At 49.9% G+C, this 2,382-nt stretch carries 2 protein-coding genes; one reads left to right on the forward strand and one right to left on the reverse strand.

What is annotated here, in order from left to right; genetic code table 11:
- A partial coding sequence (locus J4G07_22485; protein ID MCE2416752.1) for a Gfo/Idh/MocA family oxidoreductase occupies positions 1–997 on the reverse strand: 997 nt, incomplete at its 3' end.
- A 199-nt stretch (positions 998–1,196) separates the two neighbouring features.
- Here J4G07_22485 and J4G07_22490 point away from each other — a divergent pair.
- Complete coding sequence (locus J4G07_22490; protein ID MCE2416753.1) at positions 1,197–2,324, forward strand: mandelate racemase/muconate lactonizing enzyme family protein; 1,128 nt, start codon at positions 1,197–1,199, stop codon at positions 2,322–2,324.
- Positions 2,325–2,382: the final 58 nt, after the last annotated feature.

Raw genomic sequence — 2,382 nt, forward strand, 5'->3', positions numbered from 1 at the left:
CTTCATCGGAGAGTTTAGGGGGCCACGCAATTCGTTCGCCAATGAGCGCGGAGCGATACGCCGCCATAATCAAATCAAACCCAAGCATCGCGTACTCTAACTTATTGCGATGTGGTTGATTTTCGTCATCGAGCCATGTAGCAATCGCTTGCGTAAAGTCGCGCTGTCCGAATTTGTCATCTTCACCAAAGTGGGTTTCCTCAACAAAATGCTCTGTCATACCGTCAAACTGATAGCCCCATGAACCGTTTTCTCGCCACCACATTCTGCCTTTTGTTCCCCAAAAATCAAGGTTGCACCGCGGATTACTGCCGGGGAAATCAATGGTTCCGAACGCTGTCCGTGCGGACTCAAAAAAGACGCGGGCACCATTCTCGAACGTGTAAATCGCCATCAAATCTTCGGGGCATTGCCGATGCGGAATGTGATAGATTTCTGCGCCCTGAACGGCACCCCATACGTGTGTAATCGGGATGTCTTTCAGGGCGAAAAGCACAACGTCCATCAAGTGCGTATCCATATCGGTAATGTCGCCCTCGGTGCAAGCACGAATGAAATGGATGTCGCCGAGACTATCGTTGGCAAAAAACTCCAGAAGCTTCTCAGCAAAGGGTAGATATCGTCGCTGGTGATTGACGATAATCTTCAAACCTGTCTTTTCATACGCCGCAGCGAGTGCTTCCGCTTCGCTGGGTCTGAGCGCAAGTGGTTTTTCTATCACTAATGCTTTAACACCCGCTTCAGCGGCAGGTTCTACCCAGATATGCCGCGGCACCGTCGGCTCTGTGACAGCATGGATAATATCGGGTTTCTCCTTTTCCAACATCTCGACGTAATCTGTGTATCCCGGGACGTTGAGTTCTTCCACCGCTACTTTTAAACGTTCCTCGTCAATTTCGCAGATGGCGATTACCTTCATGTTTTCAATGCCTTCATAACGTCGGGCATGGTGTACGCCGCGCCTCCCGCCAACGATCCCAGTTCGATACATACCCATGATGTGCCTCCTCGTTGAATCGTGCAGTTTGCCGGTTTCCGAAATTTGCTACTATATTAACATGCGCACAAATTTGTGTCAACTGTTTGATTTGGAAGCCGAGAAGCATTTGTCATCACGTTTTCTCTATTGTTAAATTCGCGCGCTCGTGATAAAATACAACGCATCAAGTAAAATCACCTTCTGATAGGAGGGTTCTATGAAGATTGATAAGATTGAGTCGTTTTTTATCAGGAACGGCTACGTAATTCGGATTCATACAGATACAGGCATCAGCGGTGTTGGACAGACCGCGTGCTGGGGGTACCCAGAAGCCGTTGATAGTATCATCAACACGTTTAAGAAACACCTCATTGGGCAGAACCCGTTGCGGATTGAGCATCACTGGCAGTATCTCTATCGCATGGGTCCATTCCGTGGGACTGCGCTCAGCGGTGCTATTAGTGCCGTGGATATCGCTTTGTGGGACATCAAGGGCAAATATTTCGGTGTCCCGATTTGGGAACTGTTAGGCGGCAACTGTCGTGATAAGATTCGCTTACATCTTCTCGGTGGCGGTAGCACACCGGAAACGATGTATGACGCAGCGAAAGCAGCTGTCGAAGAAGGCTTCACGGCACTCAAGTTTGATCCGGTGGTCGGAAACTTCCAAGACATGACAGTTGATCGACTCGTCAAGACTGCCCGCGACATCGTCGCAGCGGCGCGTGAAGGCGGTGGACCCGATCTTGACCTGATCGTTGAGGTACATCGGAAACTGACACCGATGAACGGCATCGTCTTAGAATCCGCACTGGCACCGTTTAACCTCTATTTCATCGAAGACCCAATTCAGATAGATACGATTACAACGCAAGCGGAATTAGCAAAACGGATGACAACCCCGCTCGCCATCGGCGAACGCAATGTCAGCATCTGGGAATTCCGTGAACTTCTTGAAGCAGGTGGACCGCAATACGTGCGTCCCGACCTCGGTTTAGCAGGCGGTATAACACATTGCAAGAAAATCGCGGCACTTGCTGAAGCGTATCACAGCGCGGTTGTCACACACAACTTCCTCGGCCCGCTCATTACCGCAGCATCGCTTCACTTAGATGCAAGTATCCCGAACTTCATCACACAAGAATACACGAAAGGTGATGAATCCGACGATTTCGCCGTTTATAAAGTGGCGTATCAGCGAGAAGGCGGATACATTCCAATCCCTGAAGCCCCGGGTTTGGGTATCGAACTTGACGATAGCTTAATCGAGAAGAACCCTTACCAACCGATGAATACCGGCACGACACCTTTGCGTGAAGACGGTTCTGTCGCTTACGCAGTCTAACAGCAGTCAGCCATCAGCATGCTTCGCAGTGAGAACTATCAGACAAGAGGGTTTTGGT

This window comes from Candidatus Poribacteria bacterium (assembly GCA_021295715.1).
GTDB lineage: Bacteria > Poribacteria > WGA-4E > WGA-4E > WGA-3G > WGA-3G.

Coding starts and splice junctions, on each gene's coding strand:
- J4G07_22490 (MCE2416753.1), top strand. CDS start 1,197: ATGAAGATTGATAAGATTGAGTCGTTTTTTATCAGGAACGGCTACGTA.